Here is a 26,473-nt window from a genome sequence, read left to right on the forward strand (position 1 = left end):
TGTATTGGTGGAGACGGCGGGAATGATTCGCGGCTTTGCCGCTCACCCCTTGTTTATGGGCGGGGCCGCCGTTGCAGGCTCCGGCGTTGTCTCGCCGCAAGCGGCTCGGCTGAACCCGCTCCGCGGGTCCTAATTCCTGTACTGCAACCAATAAAAAACCCCAACCCTTGCGGGTTGAGGTTTTGTATTGGTGGAGACGGCGGGAATTGAACCCGCGTCCGCCAGCACTCTGCCATTGGCTCTACATGCTTAGATTCGTCTACTGAGTTAACCCAAGTCGGCCCGACGATCAGGGCGAGGAGGGCGAGTCTGTAAGAGTTTTAGCAGCGCCGTTCCAGACAAACTTTGCCGCGATCCTGTTCTGCGTGCCGTCTGAGTCCCGTTTACAGGCATCCGATATCAGACGTAGGCTGGATTTAGGCAGCCAGTGCGTAGTTTTCGTCGTTAGCAACTATATAAGTTGCAGCGATTGTTTTACGAGAGTCACTACCCTCTCGGCATGCACCTCAGGTTTCGTCACCGTCGTCGAATCCAGATCGTCCCCGGGTAAACCTTCAGTCAGGGCCATTATACACCCATCGGCGGATGGAGGTTAGCCTTTCTGTTCAAACCCCTCCACCACGTTGGCGGTGTTGTTGCCGAGGGCGTCGACGGCATAACCACCTTCGAACACAAACAGGGTTGGCAGGCCCATACCCCCTAATATGCGGCCCATCTCCAGATAATCAAGGCTTTTAATGGAAAATTCCCCCAGGGGGTCTTCGCAGAAGGTGTCGAGGCCGAGGGAGATCACAAGAGTATCGGGGGCAAAGGCCTGGATGCGCTCGATGGCGCTGTCCAGAGCCTGGCGGTAACGGGACCAGTCGGTCTCCCCCAGGGGGAGCGGGAGGTTGAGGTTGAAGCCAACGCCTTCCCCTGCGCCGGTCTCGTCGGCGAATCCCAGGTAGTGGGGGTACTCGTCATCGGGGTCGCCATGGATGGAGGCGAAGAGCACATCGCTGCGCTCGTAGAAGATACTTTGGGTGCCGTTGCCGTGGTGGTAATCCAGGTCGAGGATGGCGATGCGCTGCTGCCCCTGATCGAGCAGGTACTGGGCGGCGATGGCGGCGTTGTTGAGATAGCAGTAGCCCCCCATCAGGTCGCGACCGGCGTGGTGGCCCGGGGGGCGGCAGAGGGCAAAGGCGCTGCACTCCCCCGCCAGCAGGAGGTCGGCGGCGGTAAGGGCGCAGTCGGCGGAGTCCTGGATAGCGCTCCAGCTGGTGGCGGTGAGGCCAACGCTGAGATCAAAAGCATAGTAGCCGAGCCGTCCTTCGATGTGGCGCGGTAGTCGCTGGCGCAAGCCCCGGTTAGGGAACAGGAAGGGCAGGGCGACGGCTTTGCCGGGGAAGGTGGCTTGCCACTGGTTCCAGGCATCGGCCAGGAAATCGACGTAGTCGGGGCTGTGCACCCGCTTGAGGGGGGCGAGGCCGTGTGCAGAGGGGGGAAGTACCGGGCCCGAGGTACGCACGCTGAGCGCATCAAGCACCTGCAGCGCCCGCTGGGGCTGCTCGAAGTTTGGGGTGGGTTCGCCCCCGAGCACCTCAAAGGGTACGCAATGCAGTTGCTGCCGGTCGCTGTAGATGATCTTCATGGTACTTGCGCCTTCTCCGTTGGCTGGAAGCGGATACGATAGACGCTTTGGGCGCGGCCAGACAATCGGTGGGCGATAAAAAAGGAGGCCTTGCCTCCTTTGTCGACGACTTGCGGGCTACTTGCGCATAATGCGCTGCTTGTGTCGGGCCCAGTCGCGGTCCTTTTCGGTGGCGCGCTTGTCGAACTCCTTTTTACCCCGGGCGAGGGCGATCTCGGCCTTCACCAGGTGGTGTTTCCAGTAGAGCGCAGTGCAGACGCAGGTGTGCCCTTTCTGCTCGATGGTCTGCAGCAGCTTGGCCAGTTCGCGCTTTTTTAGCAGCAGTTTGCGGTCGCGGCGAGGGTCGGCGATGACGTGGGTGGACGCAGTGTTGAGGGGGGTGATCTGGGCACCCACCAGCCAGGCTTCGCCATTTTTGAGGATCACGTAGCTGTCGACCAGCTGTACCTTGCCTGCGCGCAGGCTTTTGACCTCCCAGCCAGTGAGGGAGAGGCCCGCTTCGAAGCGCTCGTCGATGTGGTAATCGAAGCGCGCTTTCTTGTTGACGACGATGGAGGCGTTACCGCCGGATGATTTATTAGGTTTCTTTGCCATGGCGCGGATTATAGGGAGAGTGCCTGAGGCAGGCAATCAAAGGTTGAGTCAGGCCGCTAAATCGCTAGAATGGGCGCCTTGCTTGGAGTTTGACTAATTGGCAGACGTAGATTGAGGTAAATGATGGCGGAAAATGCACCCACAGTGACAGAAACATGGGCCACACGATGGACCTTTATACTGGCCGCTTCCGGCTCCGCCATCGGATTGGGCAATATTTGGAAATTCCCCTTCATCACCGGTGAAAATGGCGGCGGTGCCTTTGTACTGGTCTACCTGCTCTGTATCGCCATGGTCGGTATCCCGATCATGATGTCCGAGGTGCTGATCGGTCGCCATGCCCGTCATAACCCGATTACCGCCATGGGCCAGCTGGCCCGCGAATCCGGTGCGTCGCGCCTGTGGGGCGGGGTGGGCTGGATGGGTGTGCTGGCGGGCATCATGATCCTCTCCTTCTACAGCGTGGTAGCCGGCTGGTCGCTGGACTATACCGTGGAGCTGTTTGCCGGCAACTTCAACGGCATGAGCAGCGACGAGGTAGGGGTCGCCTTCGGCGAGGGGCTGCTGCAGGATGTCACCAAACTGACCATCTGGCACACCGTGTTTATGGTGCTGACCGCGATTGTGGTCGCGCTGGGTATCCACAAGGGTTTGGAGAACAGCGTCAAGTTGATGATGCCGGCACTCTTTGTGTTGCTGCTGGCAATGCTGGTTTACAGTGCCACCCAGACCGGCCATTTCGGCCAGGGCTTCAATTACCTGTTTGACTTCGATTTCAGCAAACTGAGCTGGAACGCCGTCCTGTCGGCGATGGGGCACGCCTTCTTCACCCTCAGCCTGGGGATGTGCGCCATCATGGCGTACGGGGCCTATATGCCCAAGCAGGCCTCCATCGGCGGTACCGTTATTACCGTTGCGGTGCTGGATACCCTGGTGGCGCTGATTGCCGGTCTGGTGATTTTCCCCATTGTGTTTGCCAACGGCATGGAGCCGAGTGCGGGTCCCGGCCTGTTGTTTGTTTCACTGACCTCTGCCTTTGCGCAGCTACCCGGCGGCCAGTTTGTGGGAGGGGTCTTCTTCCTGCTGGTTTCGATTGCGGCCCTTAGCTCCTCTATCTCACTGATTGAGCCCTCCGCTGCCTGGGTGACCGAGCGCTTTAATATGGGGCGTGTGGGGGCTGTTACCCTGTTGAGCCTGATCGTGTGGGTGTTTGGTATCGCCTGCCTGCTGTCGCTGAATGTCTGGTCGGGTGCCGAGTACCAGCTGTTTGGTATGGGCGTATTCGATCTCTTTGACTTCCTCACCGCCAACATCATGCTGCCTCTGGGCGGGATGCTGATCGCGATCTTCGCCGGCTGGGTGATGAAGCGCTCGGTGGTGCTCAATGAGCTCGCGCTCAAGAGCCTGGTGCGCTTCAACCTGTGGCGCTCCATGGTGCGGGTGATTTCGCCGCTGGCGGTGTTTGTGGTCTTCGTGATGACCCTCTACCAGAAGTTCAGTGGTGCCTGATTCGGAATGCATAAAGTCAGCCGGAGCGCCCTTATTCTTCACTCAGCCGATAAGATGTATCGGCTGGTGGAGGATGTGGAGTCCTACCCCCAGTTTCTCCCCTGGTGCGAGGGTGCCCAGGTACTAAAGCGCGCGGGGGATGAGATCGAAGCGCGGGTGGATGTGGGGCTGGGCCCCCTGCGGCACAGCTTTACCACCCGCAACCGGTTGACTCCGGGGCAGGAGCTGCAGATCGCACTGGTGGACGGCCCCTTTTCCACCCTGCAGGGGTACTGGACCTTTCGCGCACTGCAGGAGGATGCCTGCAAAGTGGAGCTGGAGCTGGAGTTCGAGTTCTCCAACGCTCTGTTGGAGGCGACCTTTAGCGGGGTCTTTAACAAAGCGATGCAGACCATGATGGATGCTTTCTGCAAACGCGCCGATGAGGTCTACCCTTGATGGAAACCGATACCATCCAAGTCGAGGTGGCCTACGCCACCCCCAAGAAACAGCTGATCATTCCCCTCAGTGTGCCCAGTGGTACCACCATGCTGGAGGCGGCGCGCCGCTCCGGCATCGTGGAGCAGTTTCCCGAGATTGAGCTGGAGACGATTCCCATGGGGATCTTTGGTAAGGGGGAGCCCAAGCCCGCTGAGCGGGTGCTGCAGGCCAATGAGCGGGTCGAGATCTACCGCCCCCTGATTGCCGACCCCAAGCTGGTTCGCAAGCAGCGTGCCGCCGATGCCAAGACCCGTAAAGCGGCTGACTGAAGCGTTTTCGTTGGAAAAAAGGCCGCTAACGAGCGGCCTTTTTTGTGGGCGAACCCAGGGTGAGCTTATTGGGGAGTGCCTATATTGGGACTACCGATCTCGCGCGGTTCCTGAGAAGCCGCTGCGGGGTCAACCCCCTTGGCTTTCTGCTCTTCGGTAAGATCCTGCAGCAGCTCTTCGGTGCGCTGTCGTTGCTGCTGCTCGGTCAGGCTGATCCCCGAGTTGGGGCGGTAATCGCCGGCGAGCTGCCGGAGTTCGCCATTTTCAAAGAAGATGCTGAGGATCTGCTGGCTGCGCTCGTTGCCACCGCGCTGGGTGCTGTAGATGTAGTCCCAGCGGTTGGGGTTGAAGGTGCTGACCAGCAGGGGGGTGCCCATCACAAAGCGCACCTGGCGCTCGGTCATGCCGGGGCGAAGCTGGTCGACCATCTCCTGGGTGATCACGTTACCCTGGTGGATGTCGATCTTGTGAACGCCGGGAAAACCGGAGCAGCCGGCAAGGGTTGCCAGGGTGAGGCCGAATAGACCCTGTTTGAGTAAGTTGTACATCTTGGGGGAGCGCTTTCACTTGGTTGGCTGATAATGTGATAATACTACTCGATATTGTTTGATCTGCTAAGGGTCAATCGACAGCAAAGGAGTCGTTGTGGAAGAGCAAGACATTAAAAATGCCGGCCTTAAGGTAACTGCGCCGCGGGTAAAGATCCTGCAGTTACTGGAGTCTGCCCCCAACAGCCATATGAGCGCCGAAGATGTTTACAAGGCGTTGATGGAGTCAGGGGAGGATGTGGGCCTGGCCACCGTCTACCGGGTCCTGACCCAGTTTGAGGAGAAGGGCTTGCTGGTTCGCCACAACTTTAATGACGGTCGCTCCGTGTTCGAGATCGCCAAGGATGACCACCACGACCATATGGTCTGTGTGGACACCGGCAAGGTAGTTGAGTTCTTCAGTCCGGAGATCGAGCGCCTGCAGAATGAGATTGCCGCCAAGCATGGCTACGAGCTGATGGACCACAAGCTGGTCCTCTACGTTAAAAAACGCTCCTGACCGGCGGCGCGCCATCAGGACCCGGCGCGTTCCAGCATCTCGCGGGCGTGGGCGAGGGTCTGATCGGTCATCTTGACCCCTCCCAGCATCCGCGCCACCTCCTCTACACGCCCCTCGCCCTGAAGCGCTTCGATGCGGGTATGGGTGTGGTTGCGCTGGGCCTGTTTCTGCACCTGCAGGTGCTGGTGGCCCTGGGAGGCGACCTGTGGCTGGTGGGTGACACAGATGACCTGGCCGCCGGCTTCCCCTAGCTGGCGCAGGCGGAGCCCCACCACCTCGGCAATGCCGCCTCCGATCCCCACATCGACCTCGTCGAACACCAGGGTGGGAATGGTGCTGGTCTGGGCGTTGATCACCTGGATGGCAAGACTGATGCGTGACAGCTCACCCCCGGAAGCCACCTGCCGCAGGGGGCGGGCGGGTTGTCCGGGATTGGTGGTAACCATGAACTCGACGCTCTCCAGGCCGCTGGCGTTACCCTCCTCCAGCGGGGTCAGCTGAACGCTGAAACTGCCCTGGGGCATGCCCAGCTGACGAATCTGCTCGCTGACCGCCCTGGCCAGTTTCGGGGCCGCTTTCTCACGCGCCTGGCGTAGCTTCTGGGCCTGGGTCTGGTAATGCTGGTGCAATGCCTGCACTTCGCGCTCGAGCTGCTCAAGCTGTTCGTCGCTGCATTGCAGTTGGGCCAGCTCTTCGCTGATCTGCTCGCTCAACGAGATCAGCTCCAACGGCGTGGTGCGATGCTTGCGGGCAATACTGTTAAAGCTGTTGATCCGCTCCTCCAGCTCAAAGAGGCGCTCCGGATCGGCTTCAAAATGGTCCAGGTAGTGGTTGAGGGTGCCGCAGGCCTCCTCGATCTGGATGCGCGCGCTGGTGAGCAGGTCGACCCCCTCCTGCAGCTGGGGGTGGTTGGCGGCGATCTCCTGCAGGAGTTGCAGGCTGCTGTTGAGTTGCTGCAGGGCGTTGCCGGAATCGGATTCGGCGCACAGCTGTACCACGTGCTGGCAGCTTTGCACGCACTGACCGGCGTTGGACTGCTGGCGGTATTCGCTTTCCAGCTCCTCATATTCACCGGGCTGGGGGTCGAGCAGGTTGAGTTCGTTCAGCTGGTAGCTGAGCAGCTGGGCCCGTGCGCTCTCCTCCTCGCTGGCATTGCTGAGGCGTTCGTACTGTTGGCGCTGGCGCTGCCACTGTTGCCAGATTTGGCGCAGCTGGGCGCTGAGTTCATCGCAGTCGGCCCAGCGGTCGAGCAGGCGCTGGTGGGTCTCCCGCTTGAGCAGTGACTGGTGCTCGTGCTGGTTGTGGATGTCGATCAGCATCTCCCCCAGTTCCCTGAGGTCGGCCAGGGGAGACGCGGTGCCATTAATATAGCCGCGGGAACGTCCCTCTCGGGTGATGACCCGGCGCAGGATGCACTCCTGCTCCTGGGCCAGGTCCCGCTCGCCAAGCCATTGCAGCGCCTGCGGGCAGTGGCTGAGGTCGAAGCTGGCGAGGATTTCGGCGCGCTCCCCCGTCTGCCCAACACTCGCGGAGTCGGCTCGGTCTCCCAGCGCCAGCCCAAGGGCGTCGAGCATGATCGATTTGCCCGCGCCGGTCTCGCCGCTGACCACGGTCATGCCGTGCTCAAGGTCGAGGTCGAGCTGGTCGACGATGGCAAAGTTGCGAATTGAGAGATGGGTAAGCATCGCGAGTCTCCGGAAACGGATCAGTATTGCTGTTCATATATACAGTATTTTGCCGGTTTCGCGCAATGCTTGTAAAGGGGGGGGATTTAATCGGGCCAAAGCCCTTGAAACTTTGTGGAGTAACCCCATATAGAGCGCACTGACCTTGAGTTGCGGAGGCTGTTGTCCTCCGTGTGGACCGAATTGCGAGAGATAGACGGATGAGTGACAACAAGCCGAACCCCGAACAGAGCGAAGAGATGCAAGCCGAGCAGCCCCAGGCGGAGCAGGAGTCGGTAGAGGAGCCGGTGGCCGGCGAAACCGAGCAGCAGGTGGCGACTCTGCAGGCCGAGCTTGAGGCGGCGCAAGCGGAGTTGGCCAAGGCGGGTGAGCAGGTGCTGCGCATCCAGGCCGATGCCCAGAATGTGAAGCGTCGGGCGGAGCAGGATGTGGAGAAGGCGCACAAATTCGCCCTCGAGAAGTTCTCCCTCGATCTGTTGCCGGTAATCGATAGCCTTGAGCGGGCGGTAGAGAGTGCCAACGTCGAGGATGAGGCGCAGAAGGCGATGGTGGAGGGGATGCAGATGACCCTCAACATGTTCCAGAGCGCATTGGGCAAGTATGGCGTGGTAGCGATTGAGCCGGTGGGGGAGCCCTTTGACCCCCAGCTGCACGAAGCGATGAGCATGCAGGAAAGCGCCGATGTCGAGCCCGGTACGGTGATTGCCGCCTTCCAGAAAGGGTACAGCCTCAATGGTCGCCTGGTGCGTCCGGCGATGGTGGTGGTTTCCAAGGCCGCGCAGTCAAAAATTGACGAGCAGGCTTGAAAGTCGCAAAAGCGCACGCATATAGAGTGACAGAAGTCGGTTCAGGCGGTGGGTGTTAAAGGCGTCGACAGGGACGTCGGTTGGACTGGACCGCACCGGTTTTATTATTCAGACAGAGATTGGCGCCCCAGCGGGGCGTGATTGGAGAGAGAAGAGATGGGAAAAATTATCGGAATTGACCTGGGAACCACCAACTCCTGCGTAGCTATCCTCGATGGCGATAAGGCCAAGGTGCTGGAGAACGCGGAGGGTGATCGCACTACCCCCTCCATCATCGCCTTTACTGACGATGGTGAAACCCTGGTGGGACAGCCGGCCAAGCGCCAGGCGGTGACCAACCCCAGCAACACCCTGTTCGCCATCAAGCGACTGATCGGTCGTCGTTTCGAAGACGCCGAGGTGCAAAAAGATATCACCATGGTGCCTTACAAAATCATCAAGGCCGACAACGGTGACGCCTGGGTTGAGGTGAAGGGCGACAAGAAAGCGCCGCCCCAGATCTCTGCCGAGGTTCTGAAGAAGATGAAGAAGACCGCCGAGGACTACCTGGGCGAGTCGGTGACCGAGGCGGTTATTACCGTGCCGGCCTACTTCAATGATTCCCAGCGCCAGGCCACCAAGGATGCGGGTCGCATCGCGGGCCTGGAGGTGAAGCGTATTATCAACGAGCCGACGGCTGCTGCCCTGGCCTACGGCATGGACAAGAAAGCCGGCGACAAGACTATCGCGGTCTATGACCTCGGTGGCGGTACCTTCGATATCTCCATCATCGAGATCGCTGACGTTGACGGTGAGCACCAGTTCGAAGTGCTGGCCACCAACGGTGACACCTTCCTCGGTGGTGAGGACTTCGACCTGCGCGTCATCAATTACCTGGCTGACGCTTTCAAGAAAGAGAGCGGTATCGACCTCAAGGGTGACCCGCTGGCGATGCAGCGCCTGAAGGAAGCCGGTGAGAAGGCCAAGATTGAGCTCTCCTCCTCCCAGCAGACCGACGTTAACCTGCCCTACATCACCGCTGACGCGAGCGGTCCCAAGCACCTGAACGTCAAGCTGACCCGCGCCAAGCTGGAGTCGCTGGTTGAGGACCTGGTGGACAACTCCATCGCTCCCTGCCGTACCGCGCTCAAGGATGCGGACCTCGATATCTCCGATATCGACGAGGTGATCCTGGTGGGTGGCCAGACCCGTATGCCGCTGGTACAGACCAAGGTGAAAGAGTTCTTCGGTCGTGATCCGCGCAAGGATGTGAACCCCGACGAGTCCGTGGCCATGGGTGCTGCCATCCAGGCGGGTGTCCTGTCCGGCGAGAAGACCGATGTACTGCTGCTCGACGTTACCCCGCTGACCCTGGGGATCGAAACCATGGGGGGTGTAATGACCGCCCTGATCGAGAAGAACACCACTATCCCGACCAAAAAATCGCAGGTGTTCTCTACGGCCGATGACAACCAGCCGGCCGTGACCATCCACGTCTGCCAGGGTGAGCGTAAGCAGGCGGCGCAGAACAAGTCGCTGGGCCGCTTCGACCTGACCGACATCCCACCGGCTCCCCGTGGCATGCCCCAGATCGAGGTGAGCTTCGACATCGATGCCAACGGTATCCTCAACGTGTCCGCCAAGGACAAGGGAACCGGCAAGCAACAGTCGATCGTGATCAAGGCCTCCAGTGGCCTGTCCGATGACGAGATCCAGAAGATGGTGGCCGATGCCGAGGCCAACGCCGAGGAGGATCGCAAGTTTGAGGAGATGGTTGGCGTACGTAACACTGCTGACGGCCTGATCCATGCGACCCGCAAGACCCTTGAGGAAGCCGGTGACAAGGCGACCGAAGAGGAGAAGAGTGCCATCGAAGACGCCATCAAGGAGCTGGAAGAGGCCCTGAAGGGTGACGACAAGGCGGCCATCGAGGCCAAGACCACGGCACTGACCGAAGCATCCTCCAGCCTGGCGCAGAAGATCTACGCCGAGCAGGCGGCCGAGGCGCAGTCCGGTGACGCCCAGCCGGAGGCCGATAACGGCGCCGACGATGCGGTGGACGCGGAGTTTGAAGAGGTTAAGGACGACAAGAAGTAAGGTCGTCCTGCCCGCCCTGGCGGGCCTGTGTTGTCGCAGCGCGGGGGATTATCTCCCGCGTTGCTGTATCAATCTGCACGAAGTGTTAGCGGCTACCACCAGGTTGGCCAGTCAGGAAAACGGATATGTCAAAACGAGATTACTATGAGGTGCTTGGGGTCTCCCGGGAGGTATCGGAGAAGGACCTGAAGAAGGCCTATCGCAGCAAGGCGATGAAGTATCACCCCGACCGTAATCCCAATGACCATACCGCCGAGGAGAAGTTCAAGGAGGTCAATGAGGCCTACGAGGTGCTTTCCGATGCGCAGAAGCGGGGCGCCTATGATCGCTATGGCCACGCCGGGGTGGATGCCAGCCAGGGTGGCGGTGGCTTTGGTGGTGCCGGTGCGGGCAGCTTCAGTGATATCTTTGGCGATGTATTTGGCGACATCTTCGGTGGTGGCGGTGGTCAGCGCAGCTCGGTACAGCGCGGCTCTGACCTGCGTTACCCCCTCGAGCTCTCCCTGGAGGAGGCGGTTAAAGGGGTGACCAAGAAGATTCGTATCCCCACCCAGGTCGAGTGCAACACCTGCAGTGGCAGTGGTGCGGCCAAGGGTTCCAAGCCGGAGACCTGTACCACCTGCGGCGGTGTGGGTCAGGTACGGATGCAGCAGGGCTTCTTCTCGGTGCAGCAGACCTGTCCCAATTGCCACGGCAGTGGCAAGCAGATCAAGGATCCCTGTCGCAGCTGTCATGGTGCTGGCCGGGTGCAGGAGTACAAGACCCTGTCGGTCAAGGTACCGCCCGGTGTCGATACCGGCGACCGCATCCGCCTGGCGGGTGAGGGCGAGGCGGGCGTCAATGGCGGCCCCTCCGGGGACCTCTATGTGCAGGTGGCGGTGCAGGAGCACTCCATTTTTCACCGTGATGGCAAACACCTCTATTGCGAAGTGCCCATCACCTTCGTGGATGCCGCCCTCGGTGGTGAACTGGAGGTACCTACCCTCGATGGTCGCGTAAAGCTCAAGGTGCCGCCGGAAACCCAGACCGGCAAACTGTTCCGCCTGCGCGGCAAGGGGGTTGCCCCGGTGCGCGGCGGCAGTCAGGGCGACCTGATGTGCCGGGTGATCGTTGAAACACCGGTCAATATGACCCGCGAACAGAAGGAGTTGCTGGAAGCGCTGCAACGCTCCTTCGAAGCCGAGGGAACCGGTAAACAGTCCCCCCGTAAAACCTCCTGGTTTGAGGGTGTGAAAAGCTTTTTTGATGACATGAAGTCCTGATGGAGAACGGTTAGATGGTGCGAGTAGCGGTTGTCGGTGCAGCGGGTCGCATGGGTCGGGTGTTGATTGAGGCCCTGAATGAAAACAGCGAGGCAGCGTTGGCGGTGGCAATCGACCGCCCCGACAGCAGCTTGCTGGGTGGCGACGCCGGCGAGCTGGCGGGTGTTGGCAAGTTGGGGGTCGAGTTGAGTGGGCGCCTGGCGGACAAGCTGGACCTGTTCGATGTACTGATTGACTTCACCCATCCCGAGCTGACACTGGCCAACGTAGAGCTGTGTCGTGAACATGGCAAGGCGGTGGTGATCGGCACCACGGGGCTGAGCGACGCGCAGAAGCAACAGCTGAAGGTGGCGGCCGAGGATATTCCGCTGGTGTTTGCTCCCAACATGAGCGTGGGGGTCAACCTCTGCTTCAAATTGCTGGAGCTGGCGGCCAAATCCCTGGGCGATGAGTACGATATCGAGATCATCGAGGCTCACCACCGCCACAAGGTGGACGCCCCCTCAGGGACGGCGCTGCGGATGGGGGAGGTGGTGGCTGATGCCCTTGGTCGCAATCTCTCCGAGTGTGCTGTTTACGGCCGGGAAGGGGTCACCGGGGCGCGTGACCCCAAGACCATCGGTTTCGAGACCATTCGGGCCGGCGATGTGGTGGGTGATCACACGGTGATGTTTGCCACTGAAGGGGAGCGGGTAGAGATTACCCACAAGGCTTCCAGCCGGATGACCTTTGCCAAGGGGGCAGTGCGGGCCGCTATCTGGCTTCAGCACAAGAGTACCGGGCTGTTTGATATGCAGGATGTACTGGAGCTGAATTGAGGTGGTGCGGCGCAAATCAGCATGGACAGGGGGGAGATAATTCCGTAAAATCCCGCCAATTTTGCGTCCGAAAGTGGGCAGGTGCGCTTTACGACAGGTAACTAATAAGAACGAGATGCGGCATCGAGTGCTCATCTCGTTTTTTTTTGAGTTTGACTAGCGGTTTCTGGGATTACAGGGGGAGGAATCTTTGACCCAATCAGCCATTTTGGTTCTCGAAGACGGGAGCGTGTTTAAAGGGGTTTCCATCGGTGCGTCCGGGGAAACAAGTGGGGAAGTGGTCTTCAATACGGCGATGACCGGCTATCAGGAGATTCTGACCGATCCCTCTTATGCGCGCCAGATGGTGACCCTGACCTATCCACACATCGGCAACACCGGCACCACGCCGGAGGATGAGGAATCCGCCCAGATATGGGCAGCGGGCCTGATCATCCGAGACCTGCCGCTGTTGGCCAGCAACTGGCGAAACCGTCAACCCCTCGATGAGTACCTCAAAGAGCGCAACCTGGTGGCGATCGCAGATATCGATACCCGCCGCCTGACCCGTATCCTGCGGGAGAAGGGCGCCCAGAACGGCTGTATTATCGCCGGCGATGCCCCCGACGCGGCGCGCGCGCTGGAACTGGCCAAAGCGTTCCCGGGGCTGAAGGGGATGGATCTGGCCAAAGAGGTCTCCACCACCGAGCGCTACGAATGGGTCAACAGCGTGTGGAGCCTGGAAACCGATTCCCACCCCGATGCCACCGAGCTGCCCTACCATGTGGTGGCCTACGACTTCGGGGTCAAGCGTAATATCCTGCGTATGCTGGTAGAGCGCGGATGCCGTCTCACCGTAGTGCCGGCCCAGACTCCGGCCAGCGAAGTGCTGGCGCTCAACCCCGATGGGGTTTTCCTCTCCAACGGTCCCGGTGATCCTGAGCCCTGCGACTACGCCATCGAGGCGATTCAGAAGATTCTGGAGACCGATATTCCGGTGTTCGGTATCTGCCTGGGTCACCAGCTGATGGCGCTGGCCAGCGGTGCCAGCACCGAGAAGATGAAGTTTGGACACCACGGCGCCAACCACCCGGTTCAGGATCTGGATTCCAGAGTGGTGATGATTACTAGCCAGAATCACGGCTTTGCGGTGAGTGAGAACTCACTGCCGGAGTGTTTGAAGGCGACCCACAAATCCCTGTTCGACGGCTCTTTGCAGGGTATTGCGCGTACGGATAAGCCGGCATTCAGCTTCCAGGGGCACCCGGAAGCGAGCCCGGGGCCCCACGACGTGGCCCCCCTGTTTGATCGCTTTATCGATCTGATTCGCGAGCGCCGTTAATTAGGGCGCCCTACCTTTGCCACGGGTCACCCAGGTGACCCTGAGACCAGCAGCCAGAAGAATTTCACCATGCCAAAGCGTACAGACATACAAAGCATTCTTATTTTAGGAGCGGGCCCGATCGTTATCGGCCAGGCCTGCGAGTTCGACTACTCCGGTGCACAGGCTTGCAAGGCCCTGCGTGAAGAGGGTTACCGGGTCATCCTGGTGAACTCTAATCCGGCTACCATCATGACCGATCCATCGATGGCCGATGCCACCTACATCGAGCCGATACGCTGGCAGACGGTCGCCAAGATCATTGAAAAGGAGCGCCCCGATGTGCTGCTGCCCACCATGGGTGGACAGACGGCGCTCAACTGCGCGCTGGACCTGGAGCACCACGGGGTGCTGGAGAAGTTCGGCGTGGAGATGATCGGCGCTAACGCCGACACCATCGATAAGGCCGAAGACCGCTCCCGTTTTGATGTGGCGATGAAGAACATCGGCCTCGATACCCCCAAGGCGGGCATCGCCCACAACATGGAGGAGGCCCACGCCGTGCAGGCGGAAGTTGGCTTCCCCTGTATTATCCGTCCCTCCTTTACCATGGGTGGTACGGGTGGTGGTATCGCCTACAACCGTGAAGAGTTTATCGAGATCTGCGAGCGCGGCCTCGACCTGTCGCCCACCAACGAGCTGTTGATCGACGAGTCCCTGATCGGCTGGAAAGAGTACGAGATGGAGGTGGTTCGCGACAAAAACGATAACTGCATCATCGTCTGCTCCATTGAGAACTTCGATGCCATGGGGGTACACACCGGTGACTCCATTACCGTCGCGCCGGCCCAGACCCTGACCGACAAGGAGTACCAGATCATGCGTAACGCCTCGCTGGCGGTATTGCGTGAGATCGGTGTCGAGACCGGTGGCTCCAACGTCCAGTTTGGTCTCAACCCCGAAAACGGGCGCATGGTAGTGATCGAGATGAACCCGCGGGTGTCCCGCTCCTCCGCTCTGGCCTCCAAGGCCACCGGTTTCCCGATCGCCAAGATTGCGGCCAAGCTGGCAGTGGGCTACACCCTGGATGAGCTGAGCAATGACATCACCGGTGGCGTTACCCCCGCCTCCTTCGAGCCGGCCATCGACTACGTGGTGACCAAGGTGCCGCGCTTTGCCTTCGAGAAATTCCCCAAGGCCAACGACCGCCTGACCACCCAGATGAAGTCAGTGGGCGAGGTGATGGCGATCGGCCGTAACTTCCAGGAGTCCTTGCAGAAAGCCCTGCGGGGTCTGGAGGTGGGCGTTCACGGACTCGACCCCTTTATCAACCTCGACGATGAGGACGCCGACACCCGCCTGGTGCGCGAGCTGAGCACCCCCGGTGCCGACCGCATCTGGTACATCGGCGATGCCTTCCGTGCCGGACTGTCGATGGAGCAGATCCATGGGCACACCCACGTTGACCCCTGGTTCCTGGTTCAGCTGCAGGACCTGATCGCCGACGAACAGAAGGTGGCCTCCCTGGGGCTGCATGACTGCGATGCCGAACTGACCTATCGCCTCAAGCGCAAGGGCTTCTCCGATGCGCGCCTGGCGAGCTTGCTGGGAGTGACCGAAAAGAGCTTCCGTGAACACCGCCAGAAGCTGGGAATTCGCCCGATCTACAAGCGGGTCGACACCTGTGCCGCCGAGTTCGCCTCCGCCACCGCCTACATGTACTCCTCCTACGATGAGGAGTGCGAAGCCGCCCCCTCCAGCCGTGACAAGATCATGGTGCTTGGTGGCGGTCCCAACCGTATCGGCCAGGGGATCGAGTTCGACTACTGCTGTGTGCATGCGGCCCTGGCGATGCGTGAAGATGGTTTTGAGACCATTATGGTCAACTGCAATCCGGAAACCGTTTCCACCGACTACGACACCTCCGATCGCCTCTATTTTGAGCCGGTGACCCTGGAGGATGTGCTGGCGATCGTGGATGTCGAGAAGCCCAAGGGGGTGATCGTACAGTACGGTGGCCAGACGCCTCTGAAACTGGCTCGCGACCTGGAGGCGGCCGGTGTCCCCATTATCGGTACCAGTCCCGAGGCGATCGACCGCGCCGAGGACCGTGAGCGTTTCCAGCAGATGATCCAGCGCCTGCAATTGCTACAGCCGGAGAACGCCACCGTTCGCAGTACCGAGGAGGCGATCATCAAGGCGTCCGAGATCGGCTATCCGCTGGTGGTTCGCCCCTCCTACGTACTGGGTGGCCGGGCGATGGAGATTGTCGGTAATGTCGACGAACTCAAGCGCTACATGAGCGACGCGGTACAGGTCTCTAACGACAGCCCGGTGCTGCTCGACTACTTCCTCAATCGCGCGGTTGAGGTGGATGTGGATGCCGTGTGTGACGGCGAGCGGGTGGTGATCGGTGCCATCATGCAGCACATCGAGCAGGCGGGCATCCACTCCGGTGACTCGGCCTGTTCACTGCCCCCCTACAGCATCAGCGAGGAGCTGCAGGAGCGTATTCGCGACCAGGTCACTCGCATGGCGCTGGAGCTTGAGGTGGTGGGTCTGATGAACGTCCAGTTGGCGATCCAGGATGAGCAGGTCTTCGTGATCGAGGTGAACCCCCGTGCCTCCCGTACGGTGCCCTTCGTTTCCAAGTGCATCGGTGACTCGCTGGCCAAGATCGCGGCCCGGGTGATGGCAGGCAAGAGTCTGGTTGAGCTGGGCTTCACCGAGGAGGTGATTCCCGAGTACTTCAGCGTCAAGGAGGCGGTCTTCCCCTTCAACAAGTTCCCCGGAGTGGACCCGATTCTCGGCCCCGAGATGAAGTCGACCGGTGAGGTGATGGGGGTTGGCAAGAGCTTTGCCGAGGCCTTTGCCAAGGCCCACATGGCGGCGGGTGAGCACCTGCCGACGGGTGGCAAGGTGGTGATCAGTGTGCGTGACGAGGATAAATACCGCGCTATCGGCGTGGCCCGTAAGCTGGTTGAGGAGGGCTTTGAGCTCTATGCGACCGCCGGTACCTGCTCGGCCATCGCCGAGGCGGGGATTCCCGTCGAGCGGGTCAACAAGGTGGTTGAGGCGCGTCCTGACCTGGTCGATATGATCAAGAACGATGAGATCTCCCTGGTGATCAACACCACCGAGGGTCGCCAGGCGACCACCGATTCCTATACAATCCGTCGTTCTTCGCTCCAGCACAAGGTGCCCTATACCACTACCATTGCCGGAGCCGAGGCGATTGCCGAAGCGATCGGGTTTGGTCCCGAGCGCCAGGTTCGCCGCCTTCAGGATCTACACAAGGGTATTTTGGATGACTAAGATTCCGATGACCGTGGAGGGGGAAAAGGCCCTCCGCGATGAGCTCAATCAACTCAAGACGGTTGATCGTCCACGCATTATTGCGGCCATTGCCGAGGCGCGTGAGCACGGCGATCTCAAGGAGAACGCTGAGTATCATGCGGCCCGTGAGCAACAGGGGTTTGCGGAGGGGCGGATCAGTGAAATTGAGGGTAAGCTCTCCAATGCCCAAGTAATCGATATTACAACCATTCCCGCCACTGGCAAGGTGATTTTCGGTACCACGGTGACCATTATTAACGTGGACACCGAAGAGGAGGTTACCTATCGCATCGTGGGTGACGACGAAGCCGATATCAAGGTAGGCAAGCTTTCCGTTAACTCGCCCATCGCCCGTGCCCTGATTGGCAAGGAGGAGGGTGATGAAGTGGTGGTGACGACCCCGGGTGGTGAGGTGGTCTACGAGATTGACCAGGTAAAGCACCTGGCTTGATCGCTTCGCGCTGCCTGCATAAAAAAGCCGGCATTTGCCGGCTTTTTTATGCAGTGTGCCTCAGGGCGGATCGAACCCTAGATGGGGCGGGTCAGGTTCGACAGTTGCACCTTGGGTTTGCTGGCGTGTTTGAGGATCAGGGCAATGTTGCCAATGGTCTGCACCAGCTCCGCATCGCACTGCTGGCACAGTTGGGGAATCAGGCTCTTTTTGACTTCACGGTCGCCGACCTGGAACTTCACCTTGATCAGCTCGTGGTCCTCCAGTGCGCGGAGAGTCTCCTCAATCACCCCTTCGGACAGGCCATTACCGGCCACGATCACAACGGGGTTGAGTTTGTGGCCGATCGCTCGGTAGTGCTTTTTCTGCTGCGCTGTCAGGGGCATCGTTTGTTTATCTCCGCATAAGCCTTAATATAGGGTAATTAACGTCAACCCCGTGGTGGCTCAAAGGGCTTCGTAAGGGCCCATTTTACACCACTCCCCGCGCCGGTCACAGTTTTCACTGGGCCGGAACGCACTCCAAGAGGTTTTCATGGCAAGGTCAAAAAGCAGCGGTCGCTGGCTGAAAGAACATTTTGACGATCCCTATGTCAAACAGTCCCAGAAGGATGGCTATCGCTCCCGTGCCAGCTATAAGCTGCTGGAAATTCAGGAGAAGGATCGCATCCTGCGTCCGGGGATGTCGTTGGTCGACCTGGGGGCTGCCCCGGGCGGCTGGTGCCAGGTGGCTGCCCAGATCCTTGGGGATCGGGGACGCATTGTGGCCTCGGATATTTTGCCGATGGATCCGCTGGCGGATGTCACCTTCGTGCAGGGGGATTTTACCGAAGAGGCGGTCCTGGAGGAGATTCTGCGGGCCATCGGCTCGGAGCAGGTAGACCTTGTAATCTCCGATATGGCCCCCAATATGAGTGGTATGACGGCGGTCGACCAGCCTCGGGCCATGTATCTGGCCGAGTTGGCGCTGGATATGGCACGCCAGGTGTTGAAACCGGGCGGAACCTTCCTGACCAAGGTGTTCCAGGGGGCGGGTTTTGACGAATACTTCAGGGACCTGAGGGGCAGTTTTGAGCGCTTGCAGAGTCGTAAGCCCAATGCCTCCCGGCCCCGCTCGCGGGAGATCTACCTGTTGGCGCGGGGCTTTAAAGGATAGCTCGGCGGATGGAGCTAAATTACAGTATTGAGGTCTAAACTTGGTAGACTGTCGGCAGTGGATGCACTGCTCTACCGGGTCTAAGGGTCAGGGCTAGGTGTTCTGGCATGTAGATGGGCGGGAGTGAACCCCGCTGCGGGTTGAACGAAGAGGATAACCTGTTGAACGATATGGCAAAAAATCTGGTCCTGTGGCTGATCATTGCGTTGGTGTTGCTGACGGTGTTCAAAAACTTCGGCACCATGCAGCCCACCTCATCGGAGCTGAGCTATTCCGACTTTATTACGCAGGTGGAGAATGACCGGGTTGATCGGGTCACCATCGACGGGTATCGACTGCATGGAGAACTGAAGAACAACGAGCGTTTCTCCACCAACCTGCCCCCAACGGTGCGCGACGACAAGCTGATGGATGAGCTGCTGCGCAACAAGGTCAACGTGGTGGCCAAGCCGATCGAAAAACAGAGTATCTGGACCCAGTTACTGGTGGCCAGCTTCCCGATTCTGGTGATCATCGCGGTCTTTATGTTCTTCATGCGCCAGATGCAGGGTGGCGGCGGTGGCCGTGGTGGCCCGATGAGCTTTGGCAAGAGCAAAGCGCGCCTGCTGAGCGAAGACCAGATCAAGACCACCTTTGCCGATGTGGCCGGTGTTGAAGAGGCCAAGGAGGATGTGCGCGAGCTGGTCGAGTTCCTGCGTGACCCCGGTAAGTTCCAGCGTCTCGGCGGCCGTATCCCCCGCGGTGTACTGATGGTGGGTCAGCCCGGTACCGGTAAGACCCTGCTGGCCAAGGCGATCGCCGGCGAGGCCAAGGTCCCCTTCTTTACTATCTCGGGTTCTGACTTCGTCGAGATGTTTGTCGGTGTCGGTGCCTCCCGGGTGCGTGACATGTTCGAACAGGCCAAGAAGCAGTCTCCCTGTATCATTTTTATTGATGAGATCGACGCTGTGGGTCGCCATCGTGGCGCCGGCCTTGGCGGTGGCCACGACGAGCGTGAGCAGACCCTGAACCAGCTGCTGGTCGAGATGGACGGCTTCGAGGGCAATGAGGGGGTGATTGTGATCGCCGCTACCAACCGCCCCGATGTGCTGGACCCGGCGCTGCTGCGCCCCGGTCGTTTTGACCGCCAGGTGGTGGTGGGGCTGCCCGATATTCGCGGACGCGAACAGATTCTTAAGGTGCATATGCGCAAGGTGCCGATCCACGATAACGTCAAGCCCGAGGTGATAGCACGGGGTACGCCCGGTTTCTCCGGCGCGGACCTGGCCAACCTGGTGAATGAGGCTGCACTCTTTGCCGCCCGCGCCAACCGTCGCACCGTGACCATGAACGAGTTCGAGCTGGCCAAGGACAAGATCATGATGGGTGCCGAGCGCAAGTCCATGGTGATGAGCGAGAAGGAAAAACTGAATACGGCCTACCACGAGGCGGGCCATGCCATCGTTGGCCGACTGGTCCCTGACCATGATCCGGTCTACAAGGTCAGTATTATTCCCCGTGGTCGCGCCCTGGGTGTGACCATGTTCCTGCCCGAGGAGGATCGCTATAGCCACAGCAAGCAATCCCTCGAAAGCCAGGTGTGCAGTCTGTTTGGCGGTCGTATCGCCGAGGAGATGACGCTGGGCAAAAGCGGTGTCACCACCGGGGCCTCCAACGACATTCAGCGGGCTTCGCAAATTGCCCGCAGCATGGTGACCCGTTGGGGTCTCTCCGAGAAGCTCGGTCCCCTGCTGTACGAAGAGGAAGAGGGTGAGGTGTTCCTCGGTAAGCAGCAGGGCAAGCGTCTGCACGTGTCGGCTGAGACCGCCAAGGTGATCGACGACGAGGTGCGTCATGTGATCGATAGCTGCTACGAGCGTGCCGAGACCATTCTGCGGGAGAACCGTGACAAGCTCGACGCCATGGCAGCGGCGCTGATGCAATACGAGACCCTCGACGGCGCGCAGCTCGATGACATCATGGCGGGCCGTGCCCCGCGTCCCCCTCAGGGCTGGGGCGATGATGACAGTGGCGGTTCAGCCGCGGCTGAGTCGGATGAGCCTGCTGCCCCTGAGGAGCCAAAGAAGGACGCCTCCGATGACCCCATTGGTGGCCCCGCCGGCGAGCACTGATCCCTTCCTGTTGTTTATCCCCTGACCGACGGCTGAGTGCCGTCGGTTTGCTTTAAGGAGAGCCCGATGGTTCTTGACTTCGGCCGGCAGCGGCGCTCACTGGATAGCCCTCGGGTGATGGGGGTGCTGAATGTGACGCCGGACTCCTTTTCCGATGGTGGGCGTTTTATCGACCCGGAGCGGGCGTTGCAGCACGCGCGGGAGATGGTGGCCGCCGGCGCCAGCTTTATTGATGTGGGCGGGGAGTCAACCCGCCCGGGAGCCGAGCCGGTCTCGGTGGAGCAGGAGCTGGAGCGAGTGGTGCCGCTGGTGGCTGCCATCCGGGCCGAGTTGGATGTGGTGGTCTCGGTGGACACCAGCACGCCTGAGGTGATGCGTGAGGCGGTGGCCGCCGGTGCCGGTTTGATCAATGATGTGCGTGCCCTGCAACGACCTGGTGCCCTGGCAATGGCGGCAACTCTGGAGGTGCCGGTATGCCTGATGCATATGCTGGGTGAGCCGGGCACCATGCAGGTAGCCCCCCACTACCAGGATGTGATTGCCGAGGTGTCTGCTTTTCTGTTGCAGCGTATCGAGTGTTGTGAAGCGGCCGGTATCGACCGTTCCCGGTTGCTGGTGGATCCGGGCTTTGGTTTTGGCAAGACGCTCGAACACAATCTGCAGCTGCTGAGGGGGTTGGATCGTTTCGCCCGGTTGGGCGTTCCCCTGCTGGTGGGTATGTCCAGGAAAAGTATGGTGGGGGCGGTGCTCGGGCGTGCAGATCCGGCAGACCGGCTCTACGGTTCCCTTGCGGTTGCCGTGATGGCGGCTCAGGCAGGCGCACAGATTTTACGTGTGCATGATGTGAAAGAAACTCATGATGCGTTGGCCATGGTCGATGCAGTCAAAAAAACTCGGTTGGTGGGTGAGGACTGATGGCGAGAAAATATTTTGGAACTGACGGGATTCGTGGAGTGGTGGGCAAGGCCCCTATTACCCCGGAGTTTATCCTTAAGCTGGGTTGGGCGGCGGGCAAAGTGTTTGCCCGCGAGGGGCGCAGCAAAATCCTGATCGGTAAGGATACCCGTATTTCCGGCTACATGTTTGAGTCGGCGCTTGAGGCTGGGTTGTCAGCGGCCGGGGTGGATGTCTGTTTGCTGGGGCCGATGCCGACGCCAGGAATCGCCTATCTGACTCGTACCTTTAATGCGCAGGCGGGGATTGTGATCAGCGCCTCCCACAACCCCTACACCGATAATGGCTTCAAATTCTTCTCCGCCAACGGCACCAAGCTGGCAGACAACGTTGAGCTGGCGATCGAGGAGATGATCGATCAGCCTATGACGGTGGTTCCCCCGGACCAGCTGGGCAAGGTTACCCGTATCGATGATGCGGCCGGGCGTTACATTGAGTATTGCAAGGGAACCGTCACCAACCACCTGGATCTCAGGGGGATGCGCATTGTAGTCGATGGCGCCCACGGCGCCACCTACCATATGGGACCGGCGGTATTTCGTGAGCTGGGAGCCGAGGTGTTCGAGATCGGGGTAAAGCCCAACGGCCTCAACATTAACCGCGATGTGGGTTCCACCTCGCTGGGAGCGCTCCGCAGTGAAGTGATCGAGCGACGCGCGGACCTGGGTATCGCCTTCGATGGTGATGGTGATCGGGTGATGATGGTTGATGATCGTGGCGAGGTGGTCGATGGTGACCAGCTGCTGTTTATCATCGCCTGTGCGCGTCACCAGGCGGGCAAGCTGGATGGTGGCGTGGTTGGAACCCTGATGACCAACCTGGGCATGGAGTTGGGGTTGAAAAAGCGCGGCATCGAGTTCGCGCGTGCCAAGGTGGGTGATCGCTACGTCAACGAGTTGATGAACGAGCGCGGCTGGCAGCTCGGGGGCGAATCTTCGGGCCATATAATCTGCCGTCATGTGAGTACTACTGGTGATGGTATTGTCGCGGCCCTGCAGGTGGTTAGGGCAGTGAGAGCCAGTGGTGAATCCTTGCGCGAGTTGTGCTCGGCGATGACCATGTTTCCGCAGACCATGATCAATGTTCGCCTGCCGGTGAAGGTGGATGTGGTGAGCAACCCGGTGGTGGTGGAAGCCGTTGCGCAGGCGGAGGCAGAATTGGCCGATTCGGGGCGAGTTCTGCTACGGCCTTCGGGTACCGAGCCGGTGGTGAGGGTGATGGTCGAGGGCGAGAATGCGGACCTGGTAGATCGCCTGGCTCGCCAGTTGGCGGCGGCTGTTGAGTCCGTTGTTGTGTCCTGAATTAATTTTTCGAGAGGCGGTTGTATCTTGCGAATCTCTACGCTAAGATTGCCCGCCTTCCTAGCCAGCTGAGGTTTTTATGCGTCGATCTCTGGTCGTGGGTAATTGGAAGATGAATGGCAGTCAATCTGCCAATCAGGCATTGCTTGCGCAATGCCTTGCCGAGAATCTTGGCACTGCCGAGGTTGCGGTTTGTCCGCCAGCACTTTATGTGCAAGCGGTGGCAGAGCAGCTTAAAGAGAGCTCCATTGGGTGGGGTGTGCAGAATCTTAGCGAAGCGGATTCTGGTGCCTATACCGGCGAGATATCGGCGGCCATGGTGGCGGATTTAGGTTGTCACTATGCGATCGTAGGGCACTCGGAGCGGCGTACGCTGTATGCGGAAACTGACTCCCTGGTAGCGGCAAAGGCGTTGCAGGCCAGTGCGGCCGGAGTGGCTCCCATTGTGTGTGTGGGTGAGACCCTGCAGCAGCGTGAGGCTGGGCAGACCCTGGAAGTGGTTGGTCGGCAGCTGAAGGCTTTGCTTGATCACGAGCGCTTTGGCGAGTTGGGTGACTGGGTGGTGGCTTACGAGCCAGTGTGGGCAATCGGTACCGGATTGACCGCTACACCGGCACAGGCGCAACAGGTACATGGCTATATCCGGGGAGTGTTGGCTGAGGTCAGCGGATCCCTTGCGGATAGGGTAAGAATACTTTACGGTGGCAGCGTTAAAGCAGCGAATGCGGCGGAGCTGTTTGCCGAGGCCGACATAGACGGTGGTCTGGTTGGTGGAGCTTCCCTGGTGGGGAGTGAATTTATAGCGATATGTCGCGCAGCAGGGTAGTTTGATGGAGACAGCAATACTGATTGTACATGTTCTGGTGGCCTTGGCGGTCATTGGCCTGGTGTTGTTGCAGCAGGGCAAAGGCGCTGACGCAGGAGCCTCCTTTGGTGGAGGTGCCTCACAGACGGTATTCGGTAGTCAGGGCTCTGGAAGCTTTCTTGGTCGTGTGACGGCTGCGCTGGCTACGGCTTTCTTTGTCACCAGTCTGGCTTTGGCTGTGATTGCAAAGGATAAGTCAGAGCTGGTCAGGGTAAATGATGGAATTCCGGTGGTTCCGGTTGAGCAGGTTGACCCCGCTCTGCCCGCGAACGATGCACCGATCTCGGAGCAGTCCTCAGCGGCGGGCGATGCGCCCTCCCTGCCGAGCAACTGATTCGAAGTAGTATTTGCCGAAGTGGTGGAATTGGTAGACACGCTATCTTGAGGGGGTAGTGAGCGATAGCTCGTGCGGGTTCAAGTCCCGCCTTCGGCACCAATTTTTGACCCTCATCTTAGGTCTGTAAAGAGCTTTGGATCGAGTCGATCAGTAAGTGTTTGTGAAAGGGTCTGCCACTACCAGGGCGGTTGACCTTGAAGGGATTGAAGGTCTATAATCCCGATCCGCGAATAGGTGCGGGGTGGAGCAGCCTGGTAGCTCGTCGGGCTCATAACCCGAAGGTCGTCAGTTCGAATCTGGCCCCCGCTACCAACTTTTTTAAAAAGCCCCTATTCAGGGGCTTTTTGTTAGCTTTTAAGAGCGCCGGCGGAGATTGTTCTGATCGGCATTTTGGGATGGGCTTTATGCCCATTTTTTGTTGCTGCTGTTTTTAGTCGTCATTACGCGCGGGAGGTTGCTGCCGTGGCAAGCAAGCTGGAAATCCTTGAGGGGCTGGTGAAGCCGGTTGCTGAAGGGCTGGGGCTCGAGTTCTGGGGGGTAGAGTATGTCTCCCAGGGGCGACACACCCTGTTGCGAGTTTACATTGATTCCCCCGAGGGGGTTACGCTGGACCATTGCGAAGCGGTCAGTCGCCAGGTCAGTGCCGTGCTGGATGTGGAAGACCCCATTGCCGGTGAGTACACCCTCGAGGTGTCTTCGCCCGGTATGGATCGTCCGCTGTTTACGATCGCGCAGTTTGAAGTTTATTCAGGGCATGCGGTTAGCCTGCGCTTGCGCGTGCCCTTCGATGGACGCCGTAAATACAAAGGTGTCATCAAGGCTGTGGAGGGGGATGAGGTGGTGCTTCAGGTGGAGGACCATGAGTACCTGTTTCCAATCGATTCCATTGAAAAGGCGAACATTGTTCCCCGGTTTTAATTTGTTGGCGTGACCCGGCTTTCATAGGGAAAAGCGGGCTCAAGCGTTAGGTGAGGCAAGCATGAGTAAAGAGATTTTGCTGGTTGTTGAATCGGTCTCCAACGAAAAAGGAGTACCGCAGGAAGTTATTTTTGAAGCGATGGAAAGTGCGCTGGCCACCGCGACCAAAAAGCGTTACGTCAACGAAACCGACGTGGATATCCGCGTTGTTATCGACCGCCACAGCGGAGACTATGAGTCTTTCCGTCGCTGGGAGGTGGTTGCTGATGAGGACTTCTCAATTCCTGGTGCCCAGCTCACGCTGGATGAAGCCAAGGAGAAGGATGAGAGCCTCGAAATTGGCAGTGTTTGGGAAGAGCAGGTTGAGTCGGTTGATTTTGGCCGTATCGCTGCCCAGACCGCCAAGCAGGTGATTGTACAAAAGGTTCGCGAGGCCGAGCGTGCCCAGGTCGTGGACGCGTATCGTGAGCGTGTCGGTGAATTGGTCAGCGGTACCGTTAAGAAAGTGAGTCGTGACAGCGTGATCATCGATCTTGGCAACAATGCCGAGGCCCTGATGCCTCGCGAACACATTATTCCCCGTGAAAGCTTTCGCGTGGGTACCCGTGTCCGCGCACTGCTGCTGGAGATTCGTGCCGAGCAGCGGGGTCCTTCGCTGATCCTGAGCCGCACCGCTCCGGAAATGCTGGTTGAGCTGTTCAAGATCGAAGTTCCGGAGATTGCCGAAGAGGTGATTGAGATTCGCGCGGCAGCGCGTGATCCGGGCTCGCGCGCCAAGATCGCGGTAAAGACCAACGATGGTCGCATCGATCCTGTGGGTGCCTGTGTGGGCATGCGGGGCTCCCGCGTGCAGGCGGTATCCGGTGAACTGGGTAACGAGCGTGTCGACATTATCCTGTGGGACGATAACCCCGCGCAGCTGGTTATTAATGCCATGTCACCGGCCGAGGTGGCCTCTATCGTGGTGGACGAAGAGTCCCACACCATGGATGTGGCGGTAGCCGAGGACACCCTCGCGCAGGCGATTGGTCGCAGTGGCCAGAACGTCCGCCTGGCCAGTGAGCTGACCGGTTGGTCCCTCAACGTGATGACCGAAGAGGAAGCGATTGCCAAGCAGAACAAGGAAGCCGACAGTATCGCCCACACCTTTATGGCGCAGCTCGATGTCGATGAAGATATCGCTATGGTGCTGATGGAGGAGGGATTCACCTCCATTGAAGAGGTCGCCTACGTTCCCCTGGAGGAGATGCTCGAGATCGAAGGCTTCGACGAGGAGATCGTCGAGGAGCTGCGTAAGCGCGCCAAGGATCGCTTGTTGACCCTGGCGATTGCCAGTGAGGAGAAGCTTGAGTCCAGCCAGCCGCAGGAAGACCTGCTGAACATGGATGGTATGGAAAAGCATCTGGCGTTCCTGTTGGCCGCAGAGGGTATCTGCAGCATGGAGGACCTCGCCGAGCAGGCTGTGGATGACCTGCTGAAGATTGAAGGAATGGATGAAGAGCGTGCCGGACAGTTGATTATGACAGCGCGTGCCCCCTGGTTCGAAGACAGTACTCAGGGTTAAGAACC

At 59.6% G+C, this 26,473-nt stretch carries 24 protein-coding genes, 2 tRNA genes and 1 other RNA gene; 21 read left to right on the top strand and 6 right to left on the bottom strand.

What is annotated here, in order from left to right:
- Positions 1-188: 188 nt before the first annotated feature.
- The 3 genes from ssrA to smpB form a co-directional block, all read right to left on the bottom strand.
- Positions 189-544, bottom strand: a transfer-messenger RNA (tmRNA) gene (ssrA, locus tag D0544_RS16005).
- A 48-nt stretch (positions 545-592) separates the two neighbouring features.
- Positions 593-1,630: a histone deacetylase family protein gene (locus D0544_RS16010; RefSeq protein WP_125017920.1), complete on the bottom strand. Its 1,038-nt coding sequence runs from the start codon at positions 1,628-1,630 to the stop codon at positions 593-595.
- 117 nt (positions 1,631-1,747) lie between these two features.
- A complete protein-coding gene (gene smpB / locus D0544_RS16015) occupies positions 1,748-2,224 on the bottom strand; it encodes an SsrA-binding protein SmpB (protein ID WP_125017922.1) in 477 nt (158 codons plus the stop codon).
- A 144-nt stretch (positions 2,225-2,368) separates the two neighbouring features.
- On the opposite strand from smpB, the gene D0544_RS16020 reads away from it, so the two are divergent.
- Genes D0544_RS16020 through D0544_RS16030 form a run of 3 tightly spaced genes read left to right on the top strand, consistent with a single transcriptional unit; the run spans position 2,369 to position 4,482 of the window.
- Positions 2,369-3,733 (top strand): sodium-dependent transporter, encoded by a 1,365-nt coding sequence (locus D0544_RS16020; protein WP_243647353.1) that lies wholly within the window; start codon positions 2,369-2,371, stop codon positions 3,731-3,733.
- Positions 3,734-3,739: 6 nt separating this feature from the next.
- Entirely contained in the window at positions 3,740-4,171 is a 432-nt protein-coding gene (locus D0544_RS16025; RefSeq protein ID WP_125017926.1) for a type II toxin-antitoxin system RatA family toxin, read from the top strand.
- The gene (locus D0544_RS16030) at positions 4,171-4,482 is read left to right on the top strand and encodes an RnfH family protein (protein WP_125017928.1); all 312 of its coding nucleotides are present in this window, start codon (positions 4,171-4,173) and stop codon (positions 4,480-4,482) included. Before D0544_RS16025 ends, D0544_RS16030 begins: the two co-directional genes overlap by 1 nt.
- 65 nt (positions 4,483-4,547) lie before the next feature.
- Here D0544_RS16030 and D0544_RS16035 read toward each other — a convergent pair whose 3' ends face one another.
- Entirely contained in the window at positions 4,548-5,030 is a 483-nt protein-coding gene (locus D0544_RS16035; RefSeq protein WP_125017930.1) for an outer membrane protein assembly factor BamE, read from the bottom strand.
- Between the two features lie 97 nt (positions 5,031-5,127).
- On the opposite strand from D0544_RS16035, the gene fur reads away from it, so the two are divergent.
- Positions 5,128-5,529 (top strand): ferric iron uptake transcriptional regulator, encoded by a 402-nt coding sequence (gene fur / locus D0544_RS16040; protein ID WP_125017932.1) that lies wholly within the window; start codon positions 5,128-5,130, stop codon positions 5,527-5,529.
- Between the two features lie 14 nt (positions 5,530-5,543).
- Here fur and recN read toward each other — a convergent pair whose 3' ends face one another.
- Positions 5,544-7,214 (bottom strand): DNA repair protein RecN, encoded by a 1,671-nt coding sequence (recN, locus tag D0544_RS16045; RefSeq protein WP_125017934.1) that lies wholly within the window; start codon positions 7,212-7,214, stop codon positions 5,544-5,546.
- Positions 7,215-7,414: 200 nt separating this feature from the next.
- On the opposite strand from recN, the gene grpE reads away from it, so the two are divergent.
- The 7 genes from grpE to greA all read left to right on the top strand — a co-directional run bounded on the left by grpE (position 7,415) and on the right by greA (position 17,263).
- Complete coding sequence (grpE, locus tag D0544_RS16050) at positions 7,415-8,020, top strand: nucleotide exchange factor GrpE (protein WP_125017936.1); 606 nt, start codon at positions 7,415-7,417, stop codon at positions 8,018-8,020.
- A gap of 156 nt (positions 8,021-8,176) precedes the next feature.
- The gene (gene dnaK / locus D0544_RS16055) at positions 8,177-10,096 is read left to right on the top strand and encodes a molecular chaperone DnaK (RefSeq protein WP_125017938.1); all 1,920 of its coding nucleotides are present in this window, start codon (positions 8,177-8,179) and stop codon (positions 10,094-10,096) included.
- 125 nt (positions 10,097-10,221) lie between these two features.
- Entirely contained in the window at positions 10,222-11,358 is a 1,137-nt protein-coding gene (dnaJ, locus tag D0544_RS16060) for a molecular chaperone DnaJ (RefSeq protein WP_125017940.1), read from the top strand.
- 14 nt (positions 11,359-11,372) lie between these two features.
- Complete coding sequence (dapB, locus tag D0544_RS16065; RefSeq protein ID WP_125017942.1) at positions 11,373-12,176, top strand: 4-hydroxy-tetrahydrodipicolinate reductase; 804 nt, start codon at positions 11,373-11,375, stop codon at positions 12,174-12,176.
- 190 nt (positions 12,177-12,366) lie between these two features.
- Positions 12,367-13,497 (top strand): glutamine-hydrolyzing carbamoyl-phosphate synthase small subunit, encoded by a 1,131-nt coding sequence (gene carA / locus D0544_RS16070; protein ID WP_125017944.1) that lies wholly within the window; start codon positions 12,367-12,369, stop codon positions 13,495-13,497.
- A 69-nt stretch (positions 13,498-13,566) separates the two neighbouring features.
- Entirely contained in the window at positions 13,567-16,791 is a 3,225-nt protein-coding gene (gene carB / locus D0544_RS16075; protein ID WP_125017946.1) for a carbamoyl-phosphate synthase large subunit, read from the top strand.
- A complete protein-coding gene (gene greA, locus D0544_RS16080; RefSeq protein WP_125017948.1) occupies positions 16,784-17,263 on the top strand; it encodes a transcription elongation factor GreA in 480 nt (159 codons plus the stop codon). Before carB ends, greA begins: the two co-directional genes overlap by 8 nt.
- Before the next feature lie 77 nt (positions 17,264-17,340).
- Here the strand turns inward: greA and yhbY are convergent, their stop codons facing one another.
- Complete coding sequence (gene yhbY, locus D0544_RS16085; protein ID WP_125017950.1) at positions 17,341-17,649, bottom strand: ribosome assembly RNA-binding protein YhbY; 309 nt, start codon at positions 17,647-17,649, stop codon at positions 17,341-17,343.
- 148 nt (positions 17,650-17,797) lie between these two features.
- Here yhbY and rlmE point away from each other — a divergent pair, with 148 nt between their 5' ends.
- The 10 genes from rlmE (at position 17,798) to nusA (ending at position 26,468) form a co-directional block, all read left to right on the top strand.
- Complete coding sequence (gene rlmE / locus D0544_RS16090; protein WP_125017953.1) at positions 17,798-18,418, top strand: 23S rRNA (uridine(2552)-2'-O)-methyltransferase RlmE; 621 nt, start codon at positions 17,798-17,800, stop codon at positions 18,416-18,418.
- Positions 18,419-18,588: 170 nt separating this feature from the next.
- Entirely contained in the window at positions 18,589-20,529 is a 1,941-nt protein-coding gene (gene ftsH, locus D0544_RS16095; protein ID WP_125018376.1) for an ATP-dependent zinc metalloprotease FtsH, read from the top strand.
- A 66-nt stretch (positions 20,530-20,595) separates the two neighbouring features.
- Positions 20,596-21,444, top strand: a complete 849-nt coding sequence (folP, locus tag D0544_RS16100) for a dihydropteroate synthase (RefSeq protein ID WP_164880953.1) — start codon at positions 20,596-20,598, stop codon at positions 21,442-21,444.
- Positions 21,444-22,784: a phosphoglucosamine mutase gene (gene glmM, locus D0544_RS16105; protein ID WP_125017955.1), complete on the top strand. Its 1,341-nt coding sequence runs from the start codon at positions 21,444-21,446 to the stop codon at positions 22,782-22,784. Before folP ends, glmM begins: the two co-directional genes overlap by 1 nt.
- Before the next feature lie 79 nt (positions 22,785-22,863).
- On the top strand, positions 22,864-23,610 hold the full coding sequence (gene tpiA / locus D0544_RS16110; RefSeq protein ID WP_125017957.1) for a triose-phosphate isomerase: 747 nt from the start codon (positions 22,864-22,866) through the stop codon (positions 23,608-23,610).
- Between the two features lie 4 nt (positions 23,611-23,614).
- Positions 23,615-23,983, top strand: coding sequence for a preprotein translocase subunit SecG (gene secG / locus D0544_RS16115; protein ID WP_125017959.1), 369 nt, complete (start codon positions 23,615-23,617; stop codon positions 23,981-23,983).
- 15 nt (positions 23,984-23,998) lie between these two features.
- A tRNA-Leu gene (locus D0544_RS16120) sits at positions 23,999-24,085 on the top strand.
- Positions 24,086-24,221: 136 nt separating this feature from the next.
- Positions 24,222-24,298, top strand: a tRNA-Met gene (locus D0544_RS16125).
- Positions 24,299-24,448: 150 nt separating this feature from the next.
- Positions 24,449-24,904, top strand: coding sequence for a ribosome maturation factor RimP (gene rimP / locus D0544_RS16130; RefSeq protein ID WP_125017961.1), 456 nt, complete (start codon positions 24,449-24,451; stop codon positions 24,902-24,904).
- Positions 24,905-24,965: 61 nt separating this feature from the next.
- The gene (nusA, locus tag D0544_RS16135; RefSeq protein ID WP_125017963.1) at positions 24,966-26,468 is read left to right on the top strand and encodes a transcription termination factor NusA; all 1,503 of its coding nucleotides are present in this window, start codon (positions 24,966-24,968) and stop codon (positions 26,466-26,468) included.
- Positions 26,469-26,473 lie beyond the last annotated feature (5 nt).

The organism is Aestuariirhabdus litorea, from assembly GCF_003864255.1.
GTDB lineage: Bacteria > Pseudomonadota > Gammaproteobacteria > Pseudomonadales > Aestuariirhabdaceae > Aestuariirhabdus > Aestuariirhabdus litorea.

Bases quoted from the DNA above. Each gene is read 5' to 3' on its own strand.
- ftsH (WP_125018376.1), top strand. From the start codon at position 18,589: ATGGCAAAAAATCTGGTCCTGTGGCTGATCATTGCGTTGGTGTTGCTG.
- tpiA (WP_125017957.1), top strand. From the start codon at position 22,864: ATGCGTCGATCTCTGGTCGTGGGTAATTGGAAGATGAATGGCAGTCAA.
- D0544_RS16035 (WP_125017930.1), bottom strand. From the start codon at position 5,030: ATGTACAACTTACTCAAACAGGGTCTATTCGGCCTCACCCTGGCAACC.
- D0544_RS16030 (WP_125017928.1), top strand. From the start codon at position 4,171: ATGGAAACCGATACCATCCAAGTCGAGGTGGCCTACGCCACCCCCAAG.
- dnaK (WP_125017938.1), top strand. From the start codon at position 8,177: ATGGGAAAAATTATCGGAATTGACCTGGGAACCACCAACTCCTGCGTA.
- dapB (WP_125017942.1), top strand. From the start codon at position 11,373: ATGGTGCGAGTAGCGGTTGTCGGTGCAGCGGGTCGCATGGGTCGGGTG.
- glmM (WP_125017955.1), top strand. From the start codon at position 21,444: ATGGCGAGAAAATATTTTGGAACTGACGGGATTCGTGGAGTGGTGGGC.
- yhbY (WP_125017950.1), bottom strand. From the start codon at position 17,649: ATGCCCCTGACAGCGCAGCAGAAAAAGCACTACCGAGCGATCGGCCAC.
- recN (WP_125017934.1), bottom strand. From the start codon at position 7,214: ATGCTTACCCATCTCTCAATTCGCAACTTTGCCATCGTCGACCAGCTC.
- nusA (WP_125017963.1), top strand. From the start codon at position 24,966: ATGAGTAAAGAGATTTTGCTGGTTGTTGAATCGGTCTCCAACGAAAAA.
- D0544_RS16025 (WP_125017926.1), top strand. From the start codon at position 3,740: ATGCATAAAGTCAGCCGGAGCGCCCTTATTCTTCACTCAGCCGATAAG.
- folP (WP_164880953.1), top strand. From the start codon at position 20,596: ATGGTTCTTGACTTCGGCCGGCAGCGGCGCTCACTGGATAGCCCTCGG.
- D0544_RS16010 (WP_125017920.1), bottom strand. From the start codon at position 1,630: ATGAAGATCATCTACAGCGACCGGCAGCAACTGCATTGCGTACCCTTT.
- greA (WP_125017948.1), top strand. From the start codon at position 16,784: ATGACTAAGATTCCGATGACCGTGGAGGGGGAAAAGGCCCTCCGCGAT.
- grpE (WP_125017936.1), top strand. From the start codon at position 7,415: ATGAGTGACAACAAGCCGAACCCCGAACAGAGCGAAGAGATGCAAGCC.
- secG (WP_125017959.1), top strand. From the start codon at position 23,615: ATGGAGACAGCAATACTGATTGTACATGTTCTGGTGGCCTTGGCGGTC.
- carB (WP_125017946.1), top strand. From the start codon at position 13,567: ATGCCAAAGCGTACAGACATACAAAGCATTCTTATTTTAGGAGCGGGC.
- rlmE (WP_125017953.1), top strand. From the start codon at position 17,798: ATGGCAAGGTCAAAAAGCAGCGGTCGCTGGCTGAAAGAACATTTTGAC.
- smpB (WP_125017922.1), bottom strand. From the start codon at position 2,224: ATGGCAAAGAAACCTAATAAATCATCCGGCGGTAACGCCTCCATCGTC.
- dnaJ (WP_125017940.1), top strand. From the start codon at position 10,222: ATGTCAAAACGAGATTACTATGAGGTGCTTGGGGTCTCCCGGGAGGTA.